Below are 23,012 nucleotides of genomic sequence, written 5' to 3' on the forward strand. Positions count from 1 at the left end.
ATGCGGCCGATACGACGTCGCGACACCACAACAGACCACATGAACGATTTCTGGCAACACTGCTCGACACTGCTGGCACGTGAACTGACGCCTCAGCAGTACGTGACGTGGATCAAACCGCTCTCGCTGGTCGACTTCGACGCTGAAGCCAACACAGTGCGCATTGCCGCACCGAACCGCTTCAAGCTCGACTGGGTGAAAAGCCAATTCTCCGGGCGCATCACTGACCTGGCGCGGGACTTTTGGCAGCATCCGGTGCACGTTCAGTTCGTCCTCGATCCGAAAGCCGGCATGAAGGCATCGCCGGCGCGGCGCGCCAGCGGCAGTCCGCTCGCCAACGCCGTGGACGCGGTCATTGCCGCGGCCTCGGGCACATCGGCCGCCGCGCTGGCCAATGGTTCACCGCCTCACCCGACGATGGCTCAAGCGCTCAGCACGACCAGCGCCGCGACCGCGGACGGCAACGCGGAACTGGACTTGCCGAACCTGGACGCGAACGAAGCCGCGGCGGCACGGCGCAACTTCCGCGCCGGGGCACCCGCGCCGTCGCCCGAGGCCGATTCCGCGTACGAGCGCTCCAAACTCAATCCGGTCCTCACGTTCGAAAACTTCGTCACCGGCAAGGCGAACCAACTTGCGCGCGCCGCGGCGATCCAGGTCGCCGACAACCCCGGCGTATCGTACAACCCGCTGTTCCTGTACGGCGGCGTCGGGCTGGGCAAAACGCACTTGATCCACGCGATCGGCAACCAACTGCTGCAGGACAAGGCCAATGCGCGCATCCGCTACATCCATGCGGAGCAGTACGTGTCCGATGTCGTCAAGGCGTACCAGCGCAAGGCGTTCGACGAGTTCAAGCGCTACTACCATTCGCTGGACCTGCTGTTGATCGACGACATCCAGTTCTTCTCCGGCAAGTCGCGCACGCAGGAAGAATTCTTCTACGCGTTCGAGGCGCTGGTCGCGAACAAGGCGCAAGTGATCATCACCAGCGATACCTACCCGAAGGAGATCTCCGGCATCGATGACCGATTGATCTCGCGCTTTGACTCCGGCCTGACGGTGGCGATCGAGCCGCCCGAGCTAGAGATGCGCGTCGCGATCTTAATGCGCAAGGCGCAGTCCGAGGGTGTCGTGCTGAACGAGGATGTCGCGTTCTTCGTCGCGAAACACCTGCGCTCGAACGTGCGCGAGCTTGAAGGCGCATTGCGCAAGATTCTCGCGTACTCGAAATTCCACGGACGCGAAATCACGATTGAGCTGACCAAGGAGGCGCTCAAGGATCTGTTGACGGTGCAGAACCGCCAGATCTCGGTCGAGAACATCCAGAAGACCGTCGCCGACTTCTATAACATCAAGGTCGCCGACATGTACTCGAAGAAGCGCCCGGCCAACATTGCGCGGCCGCGCCAGATCGCCATGTACCTGGCCAAGGAACTCACGCAGAAGAGCCTGCCTGAAATCGGCGAACTGTTTGGCGGTCGCGACCATACCACCGTGCTGCACGCGGTGCGCAAGATCTCCGACGAGCGCGGCAAGGATGCGCAGTTAAACCACGAGTTGCACGTACTCGAGCAAACCCTCAAGGGATAAGGAATAACTGCCGCGGCGATCCGTGCCAGCGGCCCACGATGCGCCACGGTGCCGCGTCGCGGTGCCGGCCACCGTCGGTCTCACCCGCCATGTGTCGCCGGCGGCGCCCTACCGGGGTGCCGTACAGCAGGACCCCTACACCGCCACAGGCACCGCCTGGAAAACTGCATGATCACCCCCTATGAATCGGGCAAATCTGAGCGTTTTTCAGGCACAATACGGGTTTATGGCCGGCGGGCCGACAGCCGGGCGCAACGCCTTGTTCAAACGCCTGTTTGATCGACCGCTACATGCCCTGCGGTGCGGGGCACGGGGGCCGCCCCGCACCAGGCGTTGCGCACGGCAATGGCGAGGTGGGGCGGATGAGCCGTCATATCAACGAAGGAATTCTATGCAATTGGTCAAGACCGAACGAGACACCCTGCTGCGTCCGTTGCAGACGGTCAGTGGTATTGTCGAACGCCGCCATACGCTGCCAATCCTCGCCAATCTGCTGATCTCCAAAAACGGCCCGGACGTGTCGTTTCTGTCCACCGACCTCGAATTGCAGATCACCACGCGTGCCGACTTCGGCATCGGCAACGAGCAGGTGGCCACGACGGTGGCTGCGCGCAAGCTCGTCGACATCCTGCGCGCGATGCCGATCGGCGACGTCACGCTGACGTTGTCCGACAAACGGCTGACCGTTCAGTCCGGTAAGAGCCGGTTCGCACTGCAAACGCTGGCGGCCGACGAGTTCCCGACGCTGGCGCAGGCAAAGGACTTTAGCGCGAGCCTGTCGGTGCCACAAAAGACGTTCAAGCAATTGCTCGGGATGGTCCACTTCGCGATGGCGCAGCAGGACATCCGCTATTATTTAAACGGCATGCTGCTGGTGGTCGACGGTGATCAGTTGATGGCCGTGGCAACCGACGGCCACCGCCTCGCGTTCTCGTCGATGAAGACGGACGGCGCATTCGCGCGCCAGGAAGTGATCATCCCGCGTAAGACGATCCTCGAGCTACAGCGGCTGCTGGAAGACATCGACGACCCGCTAAAGATCGACATCGCGTCCACACAGGTGAAATTCACGTTCGGCCAGGTGGAATTGGTGTCCAAACTCGTCGAGGGCAAGTTCCCGGACTTTCAGCGCGTGATCCCGAAGGGCTACAAGAACACGTTCATGATCGGTCGTGACGAATTGCAGCATTCGTTGCAACGGGCGGCGATCCTGACGTCGGACAAGTTCAAGGGCGTGCGGTGCATCGTCGCGCCTGGCCAGCTGAAAATCATGTCGACCAATGCCGATCAGGAAGAAGCGCAGGAAGAGCTAGAAATCGCATACCAAGGCGATACGCTGGACGTGGGCTTCAACGTCACGTATTTGCTGGACGTGCTTGCGAACCTGAAAGTCGACATGATCCAGGTCGCGTTGGGTAGCGATGCGACATCGAGCTCGTTGATTACGATCCCCGAGAATGAACAATTCAAATACGTGGTGATGCCAATGCGGATATGACCCGCAGATTAGAGCGATGACCAAGGGGCCTAGGGAACTATCCCGGCCCCTTTGATGTTTATTGGGTGTTTAAGCAGTACGCAGAACCGGAAGAAATTCATGACTGAACAGCACAATCTGCAAGCGAATTCGAACGCGGATAACAGCTATGGCGAGTCGTCGATCCAGATCCTCGAAGGTCTCGAAGCTGTACGCAAGCGTCCAGGCATGTATATCGGGGACACCTCCGACGGCACCGGTCTGCACCATCTCGTATTCGAAGTACTCGACAACTCGATTGACGAGGCACTCGCCGGACACTGCAATGACATCCATGTGGTTATCCACGCGGACAACTCGATCTCCGTGACCGACAACGGCCGAGGGATCCCGACCGACATCAAGCGCGACGATAAGCACGAACCGAAGCGCAGCGCTGCCGAAATCGTGATGACCGAGCTACACGCCGGCGGCAAGTTCGACCAGAACAGCTACAAGGTGTCCGGCGGGTTGCACGGTGTCGGCGTGTCTTGCGTCAATGCACTCTCCAAGTGGCTGCGGCTCACCGTGCGCCGTGGCGGCAAGAAGCACTTCCTGGAATTTCATCGCGGCGTCGTGCAGAACCGCGTGCTCGAGCAACGCGACGGTGAACCAGTCTCGCCCATGGTGATCATTGGGGACACCGAGAATCGCGGCACCGAAGTGCACTTTCTGGCCGACGACACGATCTTTGGCACGGTTGAGTACCACTACGACATCCTCGCCAAGCGCATGCGCGAGTTGTCGTTCCTGAACAATGGCGTACGGATCCGACTGACCGACCAGCGCACCGGCAAGGAAGACGATTTCGCATTTGCGGGTGGCGTGAAGGGTTTCGTCGAATACATCAACAAGACCAAGCAGACCTTGCACCAGAACATCTTCCATGTCGTCGGCGAAAAAGACGGCGTCGGCGTCGAGGTCGCGATGCAGTGGAACGACAGCTTCAACGAAAACGTGCTGTGCTTCACGAACAACATTCCACAGCGGGACGGCGGCACACACCTGACCGGACTGCGCGCGGCGATGACGCGCGTGATCAACAAGTACATCATCGACACCGAGATCGCGAAGAAGGCGAAGATCGAGACGACTGGCGACGACATGCGCGAAGGGCTGTCATGCGTACTCAGCGTCAAGGTGCCGGAGCCCAAGTTCAGCTCGCAGACGAAGGACAAACTGGTGTCGTCGGAAGTGCGCGCGCCGGTCGAGGAGGTCGTGGCGAAGGCGCTCGAGGAATACCTACTCGAGACACCAAACGATGCGAAGGTCATCTGCGGCAAGATCGTCGATGCCGCGCGGGCGCGCGACGCAGCGCGCAAGGCGCGCGAGATGACGCGCCGTAAGGGGGTGTTAGATGGCGTCGGGCTGCCCGGCAAACTGGCCGATTGCCAGGAAAAAGACCCGGCGAAATCGGAAATCTACATCGTCGAGGGGGACTCCGCGGGGGGGTCCGCGAAGCAGGGACGCGACCGTAAGTTCCAGGCGATCCTACCGCTGCGCGGCAAGGTGTTGAACGTCGAGAAAGCGCGGTACGACAAACTGCTGTCGTCCGACCAGATCGTCACATTGATTACCGCTCTCGGTTGCGGCATCGGCAAGGACGACTACAACCTTGAGAAGCTGCGCTACCACCGCATCATCATCATGACCGATGCGGACGTGGACGGCGCACACATCCGTACGCTGCTGCTGACATTCTTCTATCGGCAGATGCCCGAGATGATCGAACGCGGATATGTCTACATTGCGCAACCGCCGCTGTTCAAGCTGAAGGCCGGCAAGGACGAGCGCTACTTGAAGGACCAGCACGAGTTGAACCAGCACATGCTGAAGCTGGCGTTACATGGCGCGGAGCTGGTGCCGTCGGAAGGCGTAGCGCCGATCGTCGGCGACGCGCTGGGCGAGCTTGCTCGCTCGTATCTGCTTGCGCAAGCGGTAGTGGACCGGCTCAGCAAGCTCTATGACGAGGCTTCGCTCGAAGCGGTCATGGACGGCGTGCCCATCGACCTGACATCCGAGGACGCGACGCGGCAATCCGCGCAAGCCCTGGAGGACAAGCTGCGTGATAACGCGCTCAAGCCGGACGTATCGGTGTTGCCGCAATATGACGCCGTGCGCGAATTGCGTTCGCTGCGCATCGAGCGACGGCATCACGGCAATATTAAAGTCTCAGTTATCGACGAAGAGTTCCTACTGACTGCGGACTTCCAGCAATTGACGAATACCGCGCATACGTTCAAGGGGCTGATCGGCGCCGGCGCGATGATCAAGCGTGGCGACCGAACAATGGCCGTGACAGACTTCAAGAACGCAATGAAGTGGCTGCTCGCGGATGCGGAGCGCAACGTGTCAAAGCAGCGCTACAAGGGGCTCGGCGAAATGAACCCGGAACAGCTGTGGGAAACCACGATGGACCCGGCCGTGCGTCGTTTGCTGCGAGTGCAGATCGAGGATGCGATTGCCGCCGATGGGATCTTCACAACGTTGATGGGCGACGAGGTCGAGCCGCGACGGGCGTTTATCGAGAGCAACGCGTTGCGGGCGGGGAATATTGATGTTTGAGGCCTGCTGTAGATCTGTTTGCGCCGCGCGTCGGCCAACGACAAGAGTATGAGCCGGAACAACCGCGTGCCGCCGGACGACACCAGGCGGTCGGATCGACCGACAACGAGTACCCGCCGTTTGCTTAGTTCGATATCGGCCCGGCAACCTTGAAGGCGAACTTCACTGGCCGTGCGGTTCGGATGGGTGAGCGACATCCACGCCATCCGGCACAGCCTTCATTCGGCTCTTAAAACGCGAAGATTTGGACTTTGGTGATCCAGGCTGCACTGCCTGGCCCTCCTCCTTGCCGTCACCTTTACTGGATGGATACAGCTGCTTTCTCAGACGCAGGGCTTCTTTTGCTGCACGCGCAGCCAAGATATTGCTCAGGGCTACGACGACGGCAACCAGGACGACAGCAATTGCGACCCATGCTTGCTCTTTCAGGGTTTGTTTGACCAGCGCTTTCAAACTATCGTCTTTCAGAGCATTGCAAATTGCGTCGATCTCGGAGGCATTGAAGCCGGTCAATTGCGCGAGGCCAGCTTTGTCGGCCACGCATTTTGCCGAATCGAAGGACCAACCTCCCAGCGGTGCCTTGACCGTGACAGCGTCGGTCTTGAACAACACTTTGGACGTACGCGTTTGAAGGTAAGCGTCGCCCGACCCGACGAGTTGACTGATCCCGGATATTGGGAACAGTGCCAAGCAAGCCCACGCTAAATGGATCAAAACATAGTGCCTGGGTGGCTGGCGCACCATCTCGTGCGAAGTGGTATCAATCCAAAAGCGCATTTTTTGAAGCCGAGACATGCTGATTTCATGTGTTCTTCTCCATTTGTCGAGCCTGTGGATTGCAGCCATAGTCTCTACCTTCAACCGGTAGGTATATTTAAATTTTTCAATGTCGCGGCTTTCAAGCAAGAGCGCTTTCAGTACTGGGTCATGCACGTCGGCCTTGCCGGCAACCAGCCGCCAGAGCCGGTCCAGCACGATGTGAATTGAGCCGGCACGCCACCAAAATAAGCCGACCATAATCAGCCCGCCGAAGATGATAGATAGTGGTGAAAGGGCTGGACTTTGGACAAATGTTGAAAGGGATTCCACGTTGTCGATTCCTGGATGCTTTGATGGGTCTAGCGAACGGCGATGAGGACAGGAACCTGCACATGCAAGCGCCTAATCCGCGGGATGTCATGACGTTTAGGCAATGAACGAGGTACGCATTCCAGATAGATGGGCCATAATGTAGCCCATAGGCTAGAAAACCCCACCATGTCTGCAAACGCGGTTGTTCCCGCCCGCATCGACAAGCGTATCAAAGAAGAGGCATCGATCATACTGGCGGCGACGGGCCTTACGGTATCCGACGCTTTCCGCATCATGCTGACCCGCGTCGCCCACGAAAAAACCCTTCCATTTGAGCCGCTGGTGCCGAATGAAACGACTATCGCGGCTATGCGTGAGGCACGTGCAGGTAACCTCAAGCGCTTCAATAGTGTTGAGGCGCTAATGGGAGACATGCATGCGCAGGATTAAGGTAAGCTTTCAGTAGACGACATGGTTTAATCTGGGTGGTCTGCCATACGTCAGTGCGTTGAGGCGAAGAGCCGTCACGGCAACAGGGCCTAGTAATCGTCGGCAGTGTTTGCCAGTGGTAGAGGCCTGAACAGCGCGATGAGATAGCCATACGATTCGACGCGATTTGCCTTTCAGGTTTCGATCAGCGAATACAGTAGACTAACCCAACAAATATTTCACCAGTTAAGTTTTAATTATGCATTGTTGGCGTTAGTTAATTTACGATTTTCATCATCAACCAATTGTCTATATAAACGCGTATCAGATCTATCATCCTTTCCCGCGTAATCCATCGAAATAATGCCCGGACTGACACCTCGCAAAACAAGGTGACGAACAAAATTGGTAACCTGCTCTTTTTGATCCGCAGCCAGATTTTTAACGCTAAATAATTTCATTAAACCAAGGAAATAATTAAAATCCTTTGAAATAGGATTAGCCCTCATTGGCATATTTGTTTGTATAATGTTGAATTTATTTTCCCTGTCGCCTCTACGATCACCATGAAAATTTAGAATATGAGATCCCGTTCCTGAGCCACTGGCCTGATCGGCCCATTTTGTATTGGTATTTTTATCATAGTCCCAGAAATATTTCTTTAAAGACCCCTCCATAATACTACCCTCCGCATTTTTGACTAGCAGCAAAATATTTCTGTTTTGGCCAATCGTATTATCAATGGTCAAACTCCCAAGAGGCTTTTCTGAACCTGATGCGTTATTTTGAATAATACGTTGCTCGAAATCTGATAATTGACGAATGAAGTGCCTCGCATCTCTCTTTTTGAAATGCAACTTCATTATATATAAATTTCTTTCATCTCCGGCCGCATACCTAAGCAACTTTTTGACCTCTTCCAGTGCATCCCCGCCTGTCGAGCTAAAGTTATGAAAAAATCGGTAAATATTGCTTTTATCACGTTCTACTCGCAAATCAAAATAGTGGATACCCGCTTCAGCTTGTCCCACCAAATCCAGGGATTGACACTTAAAAGGGCCCGGAAATGTTTTTCCCAACGCAAAGCCGCCTTGCGCTTTTTCTTTACTAAACAAATAGGTGCCTGCATCGTGTGAACCCAGCATGTTGAGCTGGGTTAACCGTGTTTGAGGCGGTAGGTCTGCGTGATCTAAGGGTGGCAGATTCTCGGGTAGTCGATCCGGATTTTCCGGGTCCAGGTTACGCCGGCTGAGCGGCATAACTTGTAAGTCCATCGCGTCCTGGTCTGGCGTAGCAAGCTCACCTTGATTTCTCTTTTGTTTTTTGGATTGGATATCATACGAACTTGTCTTTGGCATTGTGCACCTCATGAATAGCTGTATTTATTCATAACTTTAATGTGCCAATGATCACCCGTTTCAGACTCGAACTTTTGATGACGTTGGCCCGCTTGCACCAGTGCGTCAAGCTTAACGGCACCACATTATTTATAGGCAACCAATCAATGCTAGGTTTGCGTATTTAACACATCAAATTCAAAATCGTCTACGCGAGAATATCAGCTTGAATTGGCATATCATTGCGACATCTATGCTGCTGTCACAGCCAAGCCAATCCTCAATCCACCATCAGCCTCTTTCCCATACTTAAAATTCATGGCACTGCGGACACGCAAGTCAGCTTTCATTCATCAATCGGCATCGTGAGCGGGAGCGTTCACTACAGTCAAATCAGTAATCACCAATAGAGAATTAGGCAGATCCTCATCTATCTCATTCCAACGGTTGTTATACTCTTTAATCACTTCTTCTACTGCATTATTTGTCGCTTGGTCAAGTAGGCCGCTTACGTGAACCGCAGGCTGATCGGGCTCTTTGTACTCACATGTTATGGCCAAACGTGCGAGCTGTGCTCGTACCTCAGGCATTGTGTTGACGTCGGACTTCTGCAGAACTTGTTTAACCAGCGCGCGCTTGAAGGGCAACGATTTATCATACTGTTCCCATTTTGACGATTCAAGTTCCGTACTAAGCACGGGTGGCGCTTTTACAGGCTGGTCAGGAACTATTTTAATTGGTATCGTCACTTGAAAATTCAGACACAGGCGTGGCCGATCGCCCAACGATTGCCAAAAATTCCCCAAACTCGATAAATGCTCCAATGGTGCGATCACCCGCGCAAATGACGGCAGACCTGCGTCACGAAGCAGCGTACCCAGCTCAGCACTGAGCAGTGCATCGAGCACCGCATTCATTACTATCATCGGTTGACCGTCTGGCTTCATCCCCTCTTTCTTCGGTTGCTCCCAATACGTTACAAGATAACAACAACGCACGTTGACTTGTCTAGCATCAAATGTCCCTGTCTTTGCACAATACTGACGTGATTGCCCTTGGCGTAGCTCAAGGTCTTCTTGAATGTCATAGAGGAACACGCAAACAGTTGGCATATCCGGTAGCAATGTTTTGTCCGGAATATCAAAACGAATATCGATTGGCACATCGCTGATCCGCGACAAGTATTTTTCCAATGAAAGTGCAATCGCTTTATTCAAAGTGATGATCGGCTGCATACTTTCTGACTCCTCGCCCCTATCCATGATTTAGTCTGCGATGACCGCATCCGTCATTTAAAGTTGACGTTTTCATCAGCCCCCGCCTTGCATTGGCAAAGGCCTTTACTTAAAGCTGCGGCATAATCCTCCCCGTCTTGCTCAGCTCGCGGCGCACCGCGCGAGCGATATCAACCCAACTTACCGCTCGGTCCTCCTCGGCAGCAAGCCAGCTCGCCAGCAACGCCACGTTCCGGATGCCCGCTCCCGTTAACTCCGTGGCCGCCGAGAACCGCGCAAAATCCACTTCCTGATCCACCGCCACCTGCTCCGGCCAGATCGCCCGCCACATGCGTTCACGCAATACGGCATTGGGTGTCTCGAAACGCGTAATAAACGTTAAGCGGCGTGTGAACGCATCATCCAAGTGCGCACGATTGTTCGTCGTCAGCACCACCAGCCCGGGGTACTGTTCCAGCCGTTGCAACAAGTACGACACTTCAATGTTCGCATGCCGGTCTTGCGCGTCCTTTACCTCACTGCGCTTGCCAAACAGCGCATCCGCCTCGTCGAACAACAATACGCCCGTGTCCGCCACCGCTAGATCAAAGATCTGCGACAGATTCTTTTCTGTCTCGCCGACATACTTGTTGACTACCGTCGACAGGTCCACTCGGATCAAATCCAGCCCTAACTCCCCAGCGAGTACCTCTGCGGCCATCGACTTGCCCGTGCCCGATTCGCCATAGAACAATGCGCTGATGCCAGTGCCATAGCCTACTTTGCGAGCGAACCCGCGCGTCAGCACCGCGTCGCGCTGCCGGATGGCCGCGAGAATCTCGTGCAGCTGCTCACGTAGGTGCTCGTTCACGATCAGGTCGTCGAGGGTGCGCTGCGGCTGCATGCGCTGTGCGAGTTGCCCAAAGTGTTGCTGGCCCCGCACGCGCAGCGCTTGGCACAGGTCGGCTTCTGCAAGCGGCGCTTGCGCCCCACGCAGTGCCCGATAGCCTTGCGCCTCCTGCAGCGTTGAAGTCAAGGTGTCCGGATTCACCCGTGTGCGCTTAAGCAAGCCTGCCAGATCCCACCCATCACTGCTAGTCCCCAGGCCAGCTTGCAGCAACCGCACGTTATCCTCGTGCATGCGCGGCGGCATCGTCAGGCGCAGCTTCGGCAGGCTTGCGAACGCCTCTGCTGTTTCCTGCGTAGACAATAGGCACACGATGGGTTGACCATGCCGCGCCAGTCGTGGCTCCAGTGCCTCGAGGAGCGGTCTGTGCCGAGATAGGCCTTCGGTGACGTGCTGTAATACCAGTATGCCACCGTGCAAGCGCGCCTCACGCAGCGCCGCCAGTAGCAGCGGCCAGGCATCCGTCGCATCGTCTGGCAACGCCCGCAGATTGACGATCAAAGTTGGGCGGCCTGCCTCGCTGGCTAGCTGCGCGATAAGTGCCTGGCTGCCATTGCCCCCTTGCAGCAGTAGTAACGGAGTGGGCATGGCGCGTGATCCGGTCCCGAAACAGAACGTCGCAATCTGCTCCGCGCACGCGGCCCACGCGCCATGACGCAGCGCCTCGCCAGCATGTGAGGTTGGATGCCATTGCGCGAGTTCCGTCAGTGCCATGGGTAGCGACATCGCGTCCGCCCCACTGAGATAGCGAAACACGGTCTCGTTCACGCGCAGGTAGGCTGCATCGTCGCGCGCGCATGCGCGGCCATTGCGCTCGGCCGTATGCACAAGCTCATTAAGCAACAGGCTGCCTGCGCTCGAGTAAAGCTGGTGGCGGTGTGCGATACGCTCCACCGGCGTGGCGCTAAATAGCGTCAACGCCAGCTCCACGCCAGGCCAACTCGCGCCTTCATCACCTTGCAAATAAGCAATCAATGCGCGGTAGCGTGGCTCGAGGAGCGGCAATAAGCACAGCACCAGCACCTGGGTTTCAAAATGCGTCAGCCCGAATCGGTCGATAACGCTGGCGAGCCGGCCGTGCGGCACGGGTGCGCACAGCGTTGTCCACGGGGGAGCGTCGCCGCTCGCTGCACTCCAATGCGGCATGCCGCGCGGTTGCGTGCGTGTGGCTTCAAGCGCCTCCTGCGTGTGCAGCAACTCCGCTATGTTAAAGCGGTCGTCTTCGCGTTGGTGCTGCCACACCAGCAGGTGCTGCAGCGCCTGGTCGACGTATTCGAGCCATGGCCCCAGCGCCTCGAACGCATGGGCCACGCCTGCATTCGCAGGCGGCGCATTGGCCCAATCAACCGTATCGGGTTGCCCAGCGCCCGATGCAAGGGCGTCTAACACGTCAGTCGAGAGAGTTTTCATTGAAGCCACATCACGCTGATTGGGGCCAGCAGCCACGGCAGCGATACTTGCGTGAGCGGCCACGGCACTTCATTGAGTAGTATGTCGATCGCCACGCGCTCGACGCTAAACTGCAGCCTGCCGTCTTCTTGCTGCAGCGTGCCCGGGCGCATAGGAACAGCTCGCGCAGCGCTTGGCGGAATCAATCTCCCTCGCTCACCGGTGTCCTCGGACCCGTCTACGCCTTTCAGGATTTGCAGTCCTCACACGTCAATATGCACGTTTCTTGCAAATCTCACAACACTATTTGGCCTTACATTTAGGCTAACGAAATAGCTTTGTCACATTGTATTGTGAAGGGAACGAAATGGAATTATGAATAAAAAAGATAAAATTCCACCGCAAAAGACGTGGATTGCATTGAATGCATCAACATTGCAACAATGAATGTATCAGGGGACAGTTTGTTTCCGGTTGCAGGATCTCGTCGCGTTTCGCACGGGCGCAGAGTTTTGACGGATCGTAAAACTGTACGGCATGGCACCGGTAGCCACTACCTACTCACCAGGCGCACTGCGCGCGCTCGGACTTCCGGTGGAACTTGTTTGGCCTGTTGTTCATGGCTCCATTCTCTCAAGAGTACGAGCCTCCACAACGTCCGGGGCAATTTAGTCATTGACTATTTTTGAACATAGACTAAAGTGAGTGTGAGTTCGCTGTTGGTTGGCCAGGGAACTCAAGCTGGCGGGACAGTCACCTCATCGATGACGAGTTCAGCTGCATCGGACAAGTCAGACGTATGCGGTCTTTTAGCGGCACCATTCTCAATGGATGGGAAGAAGCAGGAAGTTGAGAAAGCGTCGTGGTCCTAATAAGAAGTAGCCAACCACTTTGCCAAAAACGCAAAATAGGGGAAAAATGATGTTTTTAGCTAGACTTCTCACTGATTCAGCGGTCCTCACCAGGTTTGTGGTCGATGAAGAAAACCTCAACTCAAGCAACATTCCCATTCACTATAATACTTTGGAGGGAAACCAACCAAACACCTACGACAACAAATTTTTTGTGTGGCAAACAGATGGTTGGGAAGTCAACGGATCGCCTGACAATACGTTTCCAATCGACTCCGACCATGCCAGTGGCCCTATAACCTTTACTGATGTTGGACTAACTGACGCGAATTACTTGTTAGGCTACGCGGTAGGCAACGACCCGAAGGCTGTTGCGACCACATGTCGCTTAGAGACCCAAGGCGGGGGTAAATACAAGGTAATTACGCCGGAAGCGGATGAAGCGTTCTTGTTTGAGACGACCAATATCACTAGAACAACGGTAACGTACCGCTTCCGCATACCGACCGGGTATGGCGCGGAAGGTGCTGGGGATTGGGTCGGAGTATGGAAGGGGTCTACGGGATCGTACCTCTACGACGAAACGCGAGCGCCCATTACTTCCAAGAATGTAACAATTGATGAGCCCTCCGGGACCGTTCCGTTGGTCCTTTCTAATGGCCAGCAATTCGTGAGTGGCTCCAGCTACATGCTCGGCTACTTCAAGAGTGGGTACAATCGAACAAAGCCAGAAGATTCCAAGCGGACTACGCTCGCCGCTATTATCAAATTCAAGGGTCCCTAAGCACTGAGCAGCGCCCGGGCAGATAAAGGTACCCGGGCGCCCTCTCTTTTGCCCCTAAGCTCAGCTGCCAGGGGCAAATTAAAAATATATTTTTTAAATAAAAAATCAAAATAGGAGAAAAGTGATGGTGTCGCCAACTAAGCTTCTCACCAATCCCTCTTTTCTTACCGAGTTTAATGTCGATGAGGAAAATATCACCGCAACAAACATTCCCATTTGCTATGACACTCTAGAAGGAAACCAGCCAAAAACATACAAAAATACTGTCTACCTGTGGCAGGTAGACGGTTGGGAGGTTCCTCCATCGAGCCCGAATCTAATAAAAGAGCCTTTAATTAAAGACGACAGTCACAGCTCCTCTCAAATCTTTGAAGTTGAGTTGACTCTTGCGAATTATTTAATTGCCTACGCGGTGGACGAGGAAAAGGATGCCGTTGTGACCACGCAGCGCCTAGAGCCCTTAGGCGGCGGCAAATACAAGGTCATCACACCACCCGAGGAGGAAGCACTCTCGTTTAAGATGACCGATGTTAATCCGACAACAGTGTCATACAGCTTTCGCATGCCGAGTGGGACGAACGCGAAGGACGATGGGGATTGGATCGGAGTGTGGAAGGCCCCCAAGGTGTCGGACCTCTACGACAATATACACGAGCCTATTCACTTTTTGCCGATAGAAGTCGACGACAGCAATGAGGACAACTGTATTTTTACCCTTCCCCATGCCCGGCAATTCGAAATCGGCGTTAACTATATGCTCGGCTACTTCAAGAGCGGGTACAATACGCAAACACCCTTGCGGACCACGCTCGCTGCCGTTACCTCCTTCAAGGGCCCCCCAAAGCCTAGCCTCACCTGGTTCAGTGTCGATCCATGTAACATCGACGCGACCAAAATTGGCTTTCGCTATGAAACGCTGGACGGGAACCAGCCGAAGACATACCAAAATACCGTCTACCTCTGGCAGACAGAAGGTTGGACGGTCCCCTCAACGACGGACAAAAAGCATTCAATCACCTCCGACTCAGCCAAAGATTTTCAAAACTTTAACGTTGAATTAAAACAGGCGAATTACTTGATCGCCTACGCTGTGGGCCCAACAGTCAATGCTATTGTAACCACCCAGCGCCTAGAATACCAAGAGGACAGCAAGAACTACAAGATCATTCCGGCGCCCAGCGACGAGGCACTTTCGTTGAAGGTGACCCATGTTAATACGACAATGGTGTCGTACAGCTTCCGTACACCGGCGGGGACGAGCGCGAAAGCCAGTGGAGATTGGGTCGGGGTGTGGGAGGGTACTACGGTGTCGAAACTCTACGATAATACGCAAAAGCCCATTGGCTTGCAGCCGATATCAAAAGACGACAGCCACGGGGACGATAGTTTGACCCTTCCTGACGGCCAACAATTCGTGAGCAGCAAAAGCTACATGCTCGGCTACTTCAAGAGCGGATACGATCAAAACAAACCAAATGAACCCGCGCGGACCACGCTTGCCGCCATTGTCCGCTTCAAGGGCCCCTAAACGCCAAGCAGCATCCGGGTAGACCTTAACTAGGAGGCAATATGATAATAAGCCCAGGTAGGTTCCAATCTCAGCTCACTTCAATCACTGTCGAGTCGGAAGACATCAAGTCGACCATCATACCCTTTCGTTATGACACGCTGCCTGGGAATCAGCCGAAGGCAAACAAGAATATCGTCTACCTTTGGCAAACGAACGGGGAAGAAATCCCCTTCCATGAAGACCCGCAGCGAAAATCAATGCTCATCGATTCTAATCGGGCCGATAACTTCACCAACTTTGACGAGCTTTCGCTGGCTAAAGATTCGTATTTGATGGCCTACGCGGTAGCGAATAATGTGAACGCCGTTGTGACCACGCTACTCATCACGGGTGTGGGTGACGGCCGGTTTAACGTATCCCTCCCAGAAGATAAGCTGGCATTCTCGGTGGCCCAGATCGGCTCGACATCATTGTGCTATTACTTTTGCGTGCCGAGAGGAATGAGTCCGAAGGACGATGGCGATTGGGTTGGACTGTGGGAGGGTTCTACGGTGTCGGAACTCTACTACAAAAAACCCCTATTCTCCTCGCCTGTGTTAAGTGACATCAACAGCGGATACGGTGGACTAACGCTGCCTGAAGGCCAAAACCTCATGAGCGGCATCGAATACATCCTCGGTTACTTCAAGACCGGGTATAAGAAAGATAAGAAAGTCGATAAAGAAGGAAGCGTTAAAGAAGAAGTTAAGAAGAACAATCAAGAAGAGGGAAGTAAGGAAGACCCCTTGCAAACCACGCTAGCCGCCGTTACCATCTTTACTGGCCCATAAACGCCGGGCGGCATCCAGGCGGATGAAGGGACCCCGGCGGACGCCCGCGCCTGAGTTCAGCGGCGCCAGGTCAGTCAAAAGTATGCGGTCCTTTTTCTCAAACTAAGAGGGAAAAATGATGGACGAGCCCTCCTCCCAAGCAACTTCGATCACTCAGTTCACTGTCGAAGCGGAGGACATCAAGCCGAGAATCATCCCCTTGCGCTATGACACACTGCAAGGGAACCAGCCGAAGACTAACAAAAATACCGTCTATCTCTGGCAAACGAAGGGAGAGGATGTTCTCGTCAAAATCACGCCTTTCAGATCGCAGTCCATCAGTCGCAACGAACCTAACGCCTCGACCAACTTCATGGGGCTTTCGTTGAGTAAAGAGCCGTACTTAATGGCCTACGCGGTAAATGACAACGTTAGGGCTATTGTCGCCACGCTGCTCATCGAAGGTGTGGGCGACGGTCGATTCACGGTATCCTCCCCTACGGATAGCCTATCGTTTTCGGTAACTCAGATCGGACCGGCATCTTTGTCGTACTGGCTCTGCGTGCCAAGAGGGATGAATCCAAAGGACGACAACGATTGGATCGGACTGTGGGAAGGTTCTACAGTGTCTGAGCTTTACTACAAAAGACCTCGATGTTTCTCGCCGGTGCCAATCCACACCAACAAGGGAAACGGTGTGTTTGCCCTCCCTGAAGGTCAGAACGTTGAGAATGGCATCGAATATACGCTCGGCTACTTCAAAAGCGGGTATGACGAGCAAAATCCCTTGCAAACCACGCTCGCCGCCAGTACCACCTTTAAGTGGGAAGGGGGCGGGTAGTCCGTAGTGTCTACCTGCTCATCTTCAGCAAGACGAGTGTGGTAAACACTTACTCTTCATCTTCGCCACTCCACGCATAACAAATCGTTACACCATGGCAACCACACCTGCTCGAGTGGCCACGGAATCATGTGTAACAGCACGTCAGCCGCATGCGGTTCAACCTGCAGCGTCCAGCGCTTATTGGGCTGACGCGTCAGCATGCCGGGACGTTGCAGAAACAATTGCCGCACATCAGTCACACTGCAGCGGTGCAACCCTGGCAGGCGAGATGGCAACGCCGCGAGCCAACCGTTCAGTTGCGCCCTCACCGTTGGGTCAGGCTGCCAATCGGGTAACATAGCGTCCAGTGCCACACCGCACAGTAGTTTATTAACCGGTGTACGCCACTCGGCAACCGTGTCATCGCCCCAAGCCAGTTCATCAAGCCAACCCGCAGCAATCAACGGTGCGCTGGCATCGATAAAGTGATTGGCATCATCGAGTAGCGCAAGCGTGCGAAACAAGCCTGGCAACATCGGCCACAGCAGTACGAGACCCGCGCTTAAGACGGCAAACTCGGACGGTATGAACGCGGCGTTCCGGTCACGGCTTCTGTTTATACGATCAGGAGTATCTGGTAGCACGGGTGCATCTGGCCGAACGGTACGTTGTGCGGACACCGCCTCTGGAGCTGGCCGATTGGAACCTGCGATAGCATCCGGTAAACGTGTGGCGGATGAAATGTCTTGCGCCGCACGGGCTAGGCTATCCGCTTTAGCCGGTTCGGGGTGCTGAGCCTCGTAGGCAGCCCAGATATCTTTTAGCGCTGGTATCGCACACAGCTGCGCCAACCGGTGACGCACCGCTGGGCGCAACACCGGGTTCGCTTGTAGCCATTGTTGCAGACGGGTTCGTGCGGTATGTATGGCCTTCTCGGTGACCTGCATTGCGGAGGACGTTGGCATTACCGGATATGACTGAAAAGACTCCAACGCAGTCCACAGCAATGCATCATCAGTATCCGCCGCCGGTTTATTGCGTTCAAGCGCACGAAGCACGCCCGGCAACAGCGGCCAGAGCAACCCAAAACCAGCGCTCAAGCCAGCTAGTTCGTTTGGCACGATCGCGGGGTTCATCCGATAAGGCATATCCGGTGCGTGCTCAGATGCGTCTGGCCAGATGGCATCTTGTTGCGCGGGCACTGCCTCCGGAGCCGTCCGATTGGACTTTGCAATAGCGTCCGGCAGACGTGTGGCGAATGGAATGTCTTGCGCCGCACGGGCTAGACTATCTGCTTTAGCCGGTTTGGGGTGCTGAGCCTCGTAGGCAGTCCAGATATCTTTTAGCGCTGGTATCGCACACAGCTGCGCCAACCGGTGACGCACTGCTGGGCGCAACACCGGGTTCGCTTGTAGCCATTGTTGCAGACGGGTTCGTGCGGTATGTATGGCCTTCTCGGTGACCTGCATTGCGGAGGTTGTCGGCATTGCCGGATGTGACTGAAAAGACTCCAACGCAGTCCACAGCAATGCATCATCAGTATCCGCCGCCGGTTTATTGCGTTCAAGCGCACGAAGCACGCCCGGCAACAGCGGCCAGAGCAGCCCAAAACCAGCGCTCAAGCCAGCTAGTTCGTTTGGCACGATCGCGGGGTTCATCCGATAAGGCATATCCGGTGCGTGCTCAGATGCGTCTGGCCAGATGGCATCTTGTTGCGCGGACACTGCGTCCGAAGCCGGCCGAATGGACTCTGCAATAGCGTCCGGGGAATATGGGGTGAGTGGAATGCCTTGTGCCGCACGGGTTAAGCTATCTAGCTTAGCCTGTTCGGGATGCTGAGCCTCATAGGCAGCCCAGATATCTTGTAACGCCGGTATCGCACACAGCTGCGCCAACCGGCGACGCACTGCTGAGCGCAATACCGGGTTCATTTGCAACCATTGTTGCAGCCGGGTTCGTACAGTGCGCATAGCGCTCTCGGTGAGCTGCGTCACAGGTGCTGCCGGCATCGCCGGATGTGCCTGCATATTCATCGCGGAAAGAGACGGTGCAGCTGACGCTGTCCCAACGCCCGTGTGCAGCCAGTGCATCCAAGCCTCGGACTCATCATGCGGTGTCATCGAATCCTCATTAGCCCTGTTTTGCTCAGCACGTGCCAATTCCTCGATAAGCGCCTGCTCCAATCGCTGCAGCAAACGCGTTCGCCATTGCTCTTTCCAGCCGGACGCATCCAACACACCCAGATCAATCACCAGACGTTTGATGAGTCTGGGACGGGAGGTTCGCGTTGCTAAACGATGGATGAGCTGATCGAGATCAGCCAGCACACGCTGGTGAAACAACTGGCTGCATTCACGCAGCAACGCGTGGCCATCAAACTGCTCAGCCTTGAACGATAAGCGCAGTCGGTCAATCTTGGACACGGCTGCTCTCCAGTCAATTTTTTGGCGAACTGAAGGAGGCAATCGCTTTATTAATCGATTGCCCGGCTGTGCTTGACACCTCCCCTGATAAGGTCATCGCTTGCACCTGGTCGTGCTCGGCATCCTGCCGGTTACCGCCTGGTTCGTCCTTTGCCTGTGCAACCAGCAATGCCGCCCGCGCATAATGCCGCAAACGTGCAATGAGCAGCTCGCGCAGCGACACATCACCGTGCTCAGCAAACTTCAGCAGCCCTTCGGTCACGGCACCCGACAGTGCTGTGAGTAGCGCAGCGATCGACATGTCCCCCGTCAAGCGAGGTAACAGAAGGTTATCAATGGCTGTAAGCTGCACAGGCCGGTGAAGCAGGTTCGCCGTGGCCCGCGCGCCGGCCGCAGCATCGCTGCGCGCCAGCACACTGGCACAGCAAAATGTCACGTCCAGTTTATCCTCCAGCACCGCGCATTCCAGTGTGCTCGCGGGTTGTGCGCACACCGGTTCCGTGCGCGCGATCGCGAGCCCGCCCACCACGAGGTAAAACAACGCGTCACGTATTGTCGCTCGAACGGGCTCTGAAATGCCAGATCCCACCGCAGCCACGCTCAGTTCATCCAACGTACTCGAAGCCGGATACCGTAAGATAAGCGTATTCAAAGCCGCCTGCACAAAGGGATCGGATGTCCGGTATTGACCTTGAGGAGCATGCAACACCCAAGCGTCATTCTCCAACTCGAACCGGTAAGACCCACACAAAACGACGTGCAGCTTATCTATATGCATAGCCCGCAATGTGCGATCAATCGTCTGATGATCATGCACGAGCAAGCTTTCGCGAAACGGGCGGCCCGAGACGAGATCATTCACCTGCTCGTTCGCCAGTAACCGGTCGCCCGTCCACGCGCGGATTGCGGCTGCCCGCTCGGGAGCGCTCAACTCCGGCAGCATGGTGGTTAAGCGCGCCTCGCACAGAAACACCAGCCCTTTAGCCGCCTGCACGAATTCGCTGAATAGGCACGGTGCGTTGGTTGCGGCCAGATATTCATGCATCAAATACGGATCTGAGCGCTGCATCAAATCGTCGATGATGGCACATACTGCCGAACCATACATCGAATCGGGCGATGCATGCGTTCGTAAAAAGCTCAGCATTGCTCGCAACTGCTCGAGCTGCTGAGCGGGCTCCGCATCCGCTGAAATGTGCCACAACAACGCATCCCGAATCGCCTGCCGCTGCCGCCAACCCGGCAGCACGTTATAACTAACGTGCGCGATTCCGTCGGGGGCCAGATGCTGTTGGCAGATTTGCATAATCGCCGCACGCACCGCAGGCGGCACCCAGCTGTAGACACCGTGACAAATAATGTAATCGAATAGGCCTAATGTGCCAGGAAGCTCGAGCAAGTCGCGACATTCGAGGCGCACATTGCGCAAACCCGAGTAGGCAATGCGTTGTTGCCCATCCTCAATTTGGACCGGCGACAGATCGATACCCACGCACACCGACTCAGGAAATTCAGCGGCGAGCGGAATCAGATTTCCGCCAGCCGCGCAACCCAGCTCCAGAATCCGCGCGGTATGCACTGGCGGCGCGGTAAGTCCGAACAGTCCCGCGAGCGCAGCCAGTGCTCCTGGGTGTGTCTGCTCGAACGGATACGAAGTGTACGGCAAACGGTCATACGTCGAGACAAAGGGCGCAAGCGCTGTTGCCACGGTGTCTTGAACGGCTTCATCAGTTTGTAGTTGAGTTTCTAACATAAACTTTCCGAGATGTGAGACAACCTGCCATTTAGCCAGCTCATACAGGCTCCCTTTCAGGCGCGCGACGCAATCATCAAACTGTGATGTCACACGATAACTGAGCCTTTAAATACCATCCCTAAAAAGGGGGCCTCATTATTGGATGATTTGATTGCAACAAGATACTGTTCTTTTTGCCCTTCCGAGTTTTCAATTACTTTCATCGAGATGGACCGTGCGGAATAATCAAGCGTTTGCACTTTATCAATAGAAAGAGCAGAGGGATTTTCCCGTTTAATTCGATAAACCCCAATGACATCTTCCTCTATTGCGGCGAAATAATCTCCATTTTCACCGATGGCTAGCGCAGAATGAGGCAACTCACATTCGTGCTCTTTAGTCCAATTCTTTTCACCCGACTCTTTGAAAAAATATATTTTTTCTTCGTCCCCCACCGCTGCAAATTTTCCGTTTCCACTCAACGTTACACAGGTTGGAGCAACATGGAAAGGAAGAGCATCATTAGGGAAAAAATCGTTACTTTTTTCGTATTTTTTCTTTACGCTACCATCGCCTTCATCGTCACCGCCCTCATCACCGCCCTCATCACTAAAATAATATACATTGACATTTTCCTTATCGCCACCCAACAAGATTATTCGATCTCCATCCGAACTAAAGCATAGCGGCCCACTAAAATAAATTTTAGGACCAGATTTTGGTTCAAGTTGAAATATTTCATCCCTATAACGTGTAGTACTTACATCTATACAGTGAATTTCAGATTCTTCTTCGCATACACCAATGGCAACCAATTTATTGCCAATAATAACAACTGAACCCCCAACCTTCCCTTCAATATCCTTTCTCCCCTCCCGATCCAAAAACATTGATGATTTATTTTCGTCATTTTCATTAATAGCCAAAACAGAAAACCACCCGCTATTCGAGCGATAGTTATCGTAACGACTGCAGGCTGCATCAGCCCGTACAAAATCTTTAATTTCAGGTCCAAACGGCACACCATTTTCATCAAAAACAGAACGAAGTAAATTGTATATTTTTTTCAACGACTCTTTTCCGAGACCCTCAAAAACTTCCTTCGAAAATATATCACCTTGCTTTAAACAAAGCCCTTCTGAAAGGCTTTCAAAATGACTCTCGGCATCGAGTTTCAAGCTTAACCCGTTATTAAATTCTACGCCCCTTATCTTATCAAGCTGGACACTCAATTCGTTTTGATTACTCCCCTCATCCGGGATGACTAGCCCCTTTCCCTTAAGTATATCGAGCTGCAAGGTAGAGTCGATCTTGAATCCACTGTTCTCCTTGCACTTCAATCCCAGACCTTCTTGTTTATCTAAGGCTAATGCATCTTTGTTCTTAATTTTCAGTTTGACTTTTTTACCCTTACCACCTTCACCACCCTTTGTGACCTCAATCCCATAGCCCGCCTGCAGTGCAAGCGTTGTCACACCATTTTCATTTTCTTCGCCTTTCAACTCGTTACTAAAAATACATTTTAAACCGTTACTATCCGAACCGATTCCTCGATCTTTGTCCACCTTGACAGCCACACTACCCGTCTCGCTGGTCATTGACCGTTTTTCATCCAGGTACACAGATAATTGATAGTTATTGTTGGGTAATTTATTCAAATACAACCCATTCGCAGGCAACTCTGGCTTTCCCTCTGAATCGATACCAACAGCCTTAAAACATTTTGACAATCCATCCAAAATAGCTTCGAAGTGCTCCTGTCGTGGAACATGTTTGGCTTCAAAGCACGATTTCAGCTTTGACAGCGACCAGGGACCCTCTGTAGAGGAACCCCCTTCATCGACATTTTTTTTCGTATCGGGATCTTTATTTGATTCCATTACTCAATATTCGATCGAGTCCCGCTGATTCCACGTTGATACGAAGAAATTACTCCGTTATCTAAACTTAACGCTTTCATCAACTTTCGTCGAATCGCCCCATTTTCCATTAAAGATTAAAAGTAATACTCTACCGTTTTTTCACTACATGCAGCGCTCTCGTTCATTCTGTTGCA

16 protein-coding genes are annotated in these 23,012 nt (G+C 54.2%); 8 read left to right on the forward strand and 8 right to left on the reverse strand.

All coding sequences use genetic code 11. From position 1 onward, the window contains the following. Positions 1-39 precede the first annotated feature (39 nt). The 3 genes from dnaA to gyrB all read left to right on the forward strand — a co-directional run bounded on the left by dnaA (position 40) and on the right by gyrB (position 5,674). The gene (dnaA, locus tag RA167_RS00005) at positions 40-1,593 is read left to right on the forward strand and encodes a chromosomal replication initiator protein DnaA (RefSeq protein WP_217697090.1); all 1,554 of its coding nucleotides are present in this window, start codon (positions 40-42) and stop codon (positions 1,591-1,593) included. Between the two features lie 391 nt (positions 1,594-1,984). Then, positions 1,985-3,091, forward strand: coding sequence for a DNA polymerase III subunit beta (gene dnaN / locus RA167_RS00010; RefSeq protein ID WP_076785776.1), 1,107 nt, complete (start codon positions 1,985-1,987; stop codon positions 3,089-3,091). 99 nt (positions 3,092-3,190) lie between these two features. Continuing rightward, positions 3,191-5,674 carry a DNA topoisomerase (ATP-hydrolyzing) subunit B gene (gene gyrB, locus RA167_RS00015; protein ID WP_076785777.1) on the forward strand — a complete coding sequence of 828 codons (2,484 nt, stop codon included), beginning with the start codon at positions 3,191-3,193 and terminating at the stop codon, positions 5,672-5,674. A gap of 162 nt (positions 5,675-5,836) precedes the next feature. On the opposite strand, the gene RA167_RS00020 is transcribed toward gyrB, so the two are convergent. Continuing rightward, positions 5,837-6,763 (reverse strand): DUF6216 family protein, encoded by a 927-nt coding sequence (locus tag RA167_RS00020; protein WP_139337023.1) that lies wholly within the window; start codon positions 6,761-6,763, stop codon positions 5,837-5,839. Between the two features lie 168 nt (positions 6,764-6,931). Between RA167_RS00020 and RA167_RS00025 the strand changes: the two genes are divergently transcribed. Beyond that, entirely contained in the window at positions 6,932-7,195 is a 264-nt protein-coding gene (locus tag RA167_RS00025) for a type II toxin-antitoxin system RelB/DinJ family antitoxin (RefSeq protein ID WP_076785779.1), read from the forward strand. Positions 7,196-7,431: 236 nt separating this feature from the next. Here RA167_RS00025 and RA167_RS00035 read toward each other — a convergent pair whose 3' ends face one another. From RA167_RS00035 to RA167_RS00050, 4 genes are all read right to left on the reverse strand, one after another. Next, positions 7,432-8,532, reverse strand: coding sequence for a hypothetical protein (locus tag RA167_RS00035; RefSeq protein ID WP_139337024.1), 1,101 nt, complete (start codon positions 8,530-8,532; stop codon positions 7,432-7,434). A gap of 332 nt (positions 8,533-8,864) precedes the next feature. Beyond that, entirely contained in the window at positions 8,865-9,746 is an 882-nt protein-coding gene (locus tag RA167_RS00040; RefSeq protein ID WP_237574183.1) for a DUF4255 domain-containing protein, read from the reverse strand. Positions 9,747-9,855: 109 nt separating this feature from the next. Beyond that, positions 9,856-12,042: an ATP-binding protein gene (locus tag RA167_RS00045; RefSeq protein WP_255710646.1), complete on the reverse strand. Its 2,187-nt coding sequence runs from the start codon at positions 12,040-12,042 to the stop codon at positions 9,856-9,858. Beyond that, a complete protein-coding gene (locus RA167_RS00050; protein ID WP_175972418.1) occupies positions 12,039-12,194 on the reverse strand; it encodes a contractile injection system tape measure protein in 156 nt (51 codons plus the stop codon). The genes RA167_RS00045 and RA167_RS00050 overlap by 4 nt, the downstream gene beginning before the upstream one ends. A 718-nt stretch (positions 12,195-12,912) precedes the next feature. Between RA167_RS00050 and RA167_RS00055 the strand changes: the two genes are divergently transcribed. The 4 genes from RA167_RS00055 (at position 12,913) to RA167_RS00070 (ending at position 16,816) form a co-directional block, all read left to right on the forward strand. Next, on the forward strand, positions 12,913-13,656 hold the full coding sequence (locus RA167_RS00055; protein WP_139337410.1) for a hypothetical protein: 744 nt from the start codon (positions 12,913-12,915) through the stop codon (positions 13,654-13,656). Positions 13,657-13,780: 124 nt separating this feature from the next. Continuing rightward, complete coding sequence (locus tag RA167_RS00060) at positions 13,781-15,184, forward strand: hypothetical protein (RefSeq protein WP_076785784.1); 1,404 nt, start codon at positions 13,781-13,783, stop codon at positions 15,182-15,184. Between the two features lie 41 nt (positions 15,185-15,225). Then, a complete protein-coding gene (locus RA167_RS00065) occupies positions 15,226-15,996 on the forward strand; it encodes a hypothetical protein (RefSeq protein WP_076785785.1) in 771 nt (256 codons plus the stop codon). Between the two features lie 115 nt (positions 15,997-16,111). After that, a complete protein-coding gene (locus RA167_RS00070; protein ID WP_286132986.1) occupies positions 16,112-16,816 on the forward strand; it encodes a hypothetical protein in 705 nt (234 codons plus the stop codon). Positions 16,817-16,872: 56 nt separating this feature from the next. Here the strand turns inward: RA167_RS00070 and RA167_RS00075 are convergent, their stop codons facing one another. The 3 genes from RA167_RS00075 to RA167_RS00085 form a co-directional block, all read right to left on the reverse strand. Continuing rightward, entirely contained in the window at positions 16,873-19,221 is a 2,349-nt protein-coding gene (locus RA167_RS00075; protein WP_076785786.1) for a contractile injection system tape measure protein, read from the reverse strand. 13 nt (positions 19,222-19,234) lie between these two features. Next, the gene (locus RA167_RS00080) at positions 19,235-20,974 is read right to left on the reverse strand and encodes a methyltransferase regulatory domain-containing protein (protein WP_139337025.1); all 1,740 of its coding nucleotides are present in this window, start codon (positions 20,972-20,974) and stop codon (positions 19,235-19,237) included. Positions 20,975-21,063: 89 nt separating this feature from the next. Beyond that, the gene (locus tag RA167_RS00085; protein ID WP_139337026.1) at positions 21,064-22,836 is read right to left on the reverse strand and encodes a hypothetical protein; all 1,773 of its coding nucleotides are present in this window, start codon (positions 22,834-22,836) and stop codon (positions 21,064-21,066) included. Positions 22,837-23,012: the final 176 nt, after the last annotated feature.

The organism is Mycetohabitans endofungorum (genome assembly GCF_037477895.1).
Taxonomy (GTDB): domain Bacteria; phylum Pseudomonadota; class Gammaproteobacteria; order Burkholderiales; family Burkholderiaceae; genus Mycetohabitans.

Bases quoted from the DNA above. Each gene is read 5' to 3' on its own strand.
- dnaA (WP_217697090.1), top strand. From the start codon at position 40: ATGAACGATTTCTGGCAACACTGCTCGACACTGCTGGCACGTGAACTG.
- dnaN (WP_076785776.1), top strand. From the start codon at position 1,985: ATGCAATTGGTCAAGACCGAACGAGACACCCTGCTGCGTCCGTTGCAG.
- gyrB (WP_076785777.1), top strand. From the start codon at position 3,191: ATGACTGAACAGCACAATCTGCAAGCGAATTCGAACGCGGATAACAGC.
- RA167_RS00025 (WP_076785779.1), top strand. From the start codon at position 6,932: ATGTCTGCAAACGCGGTTGTTCCCGCCCGCATCGACAAGCGTATCAAA.
- RA167_RS00035 (WP_139337024.1), bottom strand. From the start codon at position 8,532: ATGCCAAAGACAAGTTCGTATGATATCCAATCCAAAAAACAAAAGAGA.
- RA167_RS00040 (WP_237574183.1), bottom strand. From the start codon at position 9,746: ATGCAGCCGATCATCACTTTGAATAAAGCGATTGCACTTTCATTGGAA.
- RA167_RS00045 (WP_255710646.1), bottom strand. From the start codon at position 12,042: ATGAAAACTCTCTCGACTGACGTGTTAGACGCCCTTGCATCGGGCGCT.
- RA167_RS00050 (WP_175972418.1), bottom strand. From the start codon at position 12,194: ATGCGCCCGGGCACGCTGCAGCAAGAAGACGGCAGGCTGCAGTTTAGC.
- RA167_RS00060 (WP_076785784.1), top strand. From the start codon at position 13,781: ATGGTGTCGCCAACTAAGCTTCTCACCAATCCCTCTTTTCTTACCGAG.
- RA167_RS00065 (WP_076785785.1), top strand. From the start codon at position 15,226: ATGATAATAAGCCCAGGTAGGTTCCAATCTCAGCTCACTTCAATCACT.
- RA167_RS00070 (WP_286132986.1), top strand. From the start codon at position 16,112: ATGATGGACGAGCCCTCCTCCCAAGCAACTTCGATCACTCAGTTCACT.
- RA167_RS00080 (WP_139337025.1), bottom strand. From the start codon at position 20,974: ATGTTAGAAACTCAACTACAAACTGATGAAGCCGTTCAAGACACCGTG.
- RA167_RS00085 (WP_139337026.1), bottom strand. From the start codon at position 22,836: ATGGAATCAAATAAAGATCCCGATACGAAAAAAAATGTCGATGAAGGG.